2 protein-coding genes and 1 pseudogene are annotated in these 2,072 nt (G+C 72.8%); all 3 read right to left on the reverse strand.

Annotated elements, in window-relative coordinates; translation table 11 throughout:
• Positions 1–717: cysteine desulfurase family protein (locus tag WBP48_RS05850; protein ID WP_424437475.1), on the reverse strand; the 717-nt coding region annotated here is incomplete at its 3' end.
• On the reverse strand, positions 717–1,625 hold the full coding sequence (gene nadC, locus WBP48_RS05855; protein ID WP_424437478.1) for a carboxylating nicotinate-nucleotide diphosphorylase: 909 nt from the start codon (positions 1,623–1,625) through the stop codon (positions 717–719). The genes nadC and WBP48_RS05850, both read right to left, overlap by 1 nt.
• Positions 1,619–2,072, reverse strand: a pseudogene (locus tag WBP48_RS05860) (hypothetical protein); the annotation flags it as partial. The gene nadC and the pseudogene WBP48_RS05860, both read right to left, overlap by 7 nt.

Below are 2,072 nucleotides of genomic sequence, written 5' to 3' on the forward strand. Positions count from 1 at the left end.
GCCGTGCAGCAACGGCTCCAGTGGCAGTCGACCGCGCACGGCGAGCACGCCGGTGCCCTGCGGGGCGCCGATCTTGTGGCCGGCGATCGAGAGGGCGTCCGCGCCGGTGCCCGACAGCGGCAGCCACCCCGCGGCCTGCACAGCGTCGAGGTGGAGCGGAACAGAGCGCGGGGTGGCCGCGGCAGTCGTGGCTGTGGCTGCCGTGGCGGCGGCGATCGCAGCGGCGACGGCCGCGGCATCCTGCACCGTGCCCACCTCGTTGTTGGCGTACCCGATCGTGACGAGCGCCGTCTCCGGGCGTAGCGCCGCCGCGATGGCGGCAGGCTCGACGCGGCCGGTGCCGTCGACGGGCACTCGCGTGACAGCGAACCCGTGCACGCGTTCCAGGTACGTGCACGACGCGAGCACCGCCTCGTGCTCGATCGTCGTCGTGATCACGTGCACGGGTGCGCCGCGGTGCAGCGCGGCGCCGATTGCGAGGCCTTTGATGGCGAGGTTGTCGGCCTCGGTGCCGCCCGAGGTGAAGACGATGTCGGCCGGCCGCATCCCGACGACGCGGGCGACGCGGCGGCGCGCTTCGGCGAGAGCAGATGCCGCCGCCTCGCCCACGGTGTGATGACTCGACGGGTTGCCGAACCGTTCCGTGAGGTAGGGCAGCATCGCCTCGAGGACCTCGGGGCGCACCGGGGTCGTCGCAGCGTGGTCGAGATACCGCATCAGCCCGCTGCGTCGGGGCGACCGGCGGCCCCGGGTCTGCCCGGAGTGACGCGGACGTCCAGGCCCAGGTCGAGGGCCCTTGCGGAGTGGGTCAGGGCGCCGACCGAGATGACGTCGACGCCGGTCTCGGCGACGGTGCGCACGGATTCCAGGGTCACACCGCCGGATGCCTCCACCGTGACGCGCCCCGCGATCAGAGCGACGCCGGTGCGGAGGTCCGCGAGGGAGAAGTTGTCGAGCATGATCGTCCCCACCCCGCGCGCGCCGACCCCGGCCGCGAGCACCGGCTCGATCTGGTCGAGGCGATCGACCTCGACCTCGACGTGGGCGGTGTGGGGGAGAGAGGCGATCGCCGCGCGAAGCGCGTCGGTCACGCTCGTCCCATCCGCCGTCAGCACAGCGAGGTGGTTGTCTTTGGCCATGACGGTGTCCGACAGCGAGAAGCGGTGGTTGCGACCGCCGCCGCTGCGGACGGCGTGCCGTTCGAGGGCGCGCAGACCAGGGGTGGTCTTGCGCGTGTCGGCGATGCGCGCGCCGGTCCCTTCGACGGCGGCGACGTAGCGGCGCGTCAGGGTGGCGATGCCGCTCATCCGCTGCACGAAGTTGAGGCCGATCCGCTCTGCGGTCAGCACTCCGCGCGCAGGTCCCGTGACGCTCGCGAGCACTGCGCCGGTCGCGAACTCGTCTCCGTCGGTGGCGTACCGGGTGACCTCGATCGCCTCGTCCGTCAGGGCGAAAGCGGCTGCGAAGACCGTGCCGCCGCTGAACACTCCCGGCTCGCGCGCGACGAGGTCCGCGGTGGCGACGGCATCCGCCGGGATGAGGTATGTGCTCGTGAGATCGCCCCACGGAGCGTCCTCCTCGAGCGCGGCCGCGACGACGCGGTCGATGTGCGCGCGAGTCAGCATGCCGCGACCGCCGGTTCTGCCCGATCGGCCGCCGTCGCCGGTCCCCTCAGCGGCGCTTCGTGTTCCGAAAGCAGGCTGGATCGGCTGTGGAGGGCTTCTCGGGGTGCCTCTAAGCCAGGTTCAGCCTGCTTTTGCGACACGGCGGCGTCGCGCCGGAAGTGGGCGCCGACGGACGCGGTGCGGGCGAGGGCGGCGGCGACCAGCCGTTCGGCAACCCGGAGCAGGTTCTCGTCTTCGCGCTCGGCCTCCGAGGCAGCGGCCCGGGACTGTGCGCGCCAGGCTGCGATGACGGATGCCGCGTGCTCCAGTCCTGCCGTGTCGCGCACCAACCCGGCATCCGCCCACATCAGCTCCTGCAGCGCCCGACGGGAGAACTCGGGTGCGTGAGCCGACGCGTGGTGTCGCTTCGCGTCGGGCGCAGCGACATCACGCGTCGGGTCGGCGTCG

Origin of the sequence: Microbacterium sp., from assembly GCF_049661145.1 — a bacterium.
In the GTDB taxonomy this organism is placed as follows: Bacteria; Actinomycetota; Actinomycetes; order Actinomycetales; family Microbacteriaceae; genus Microbacterium.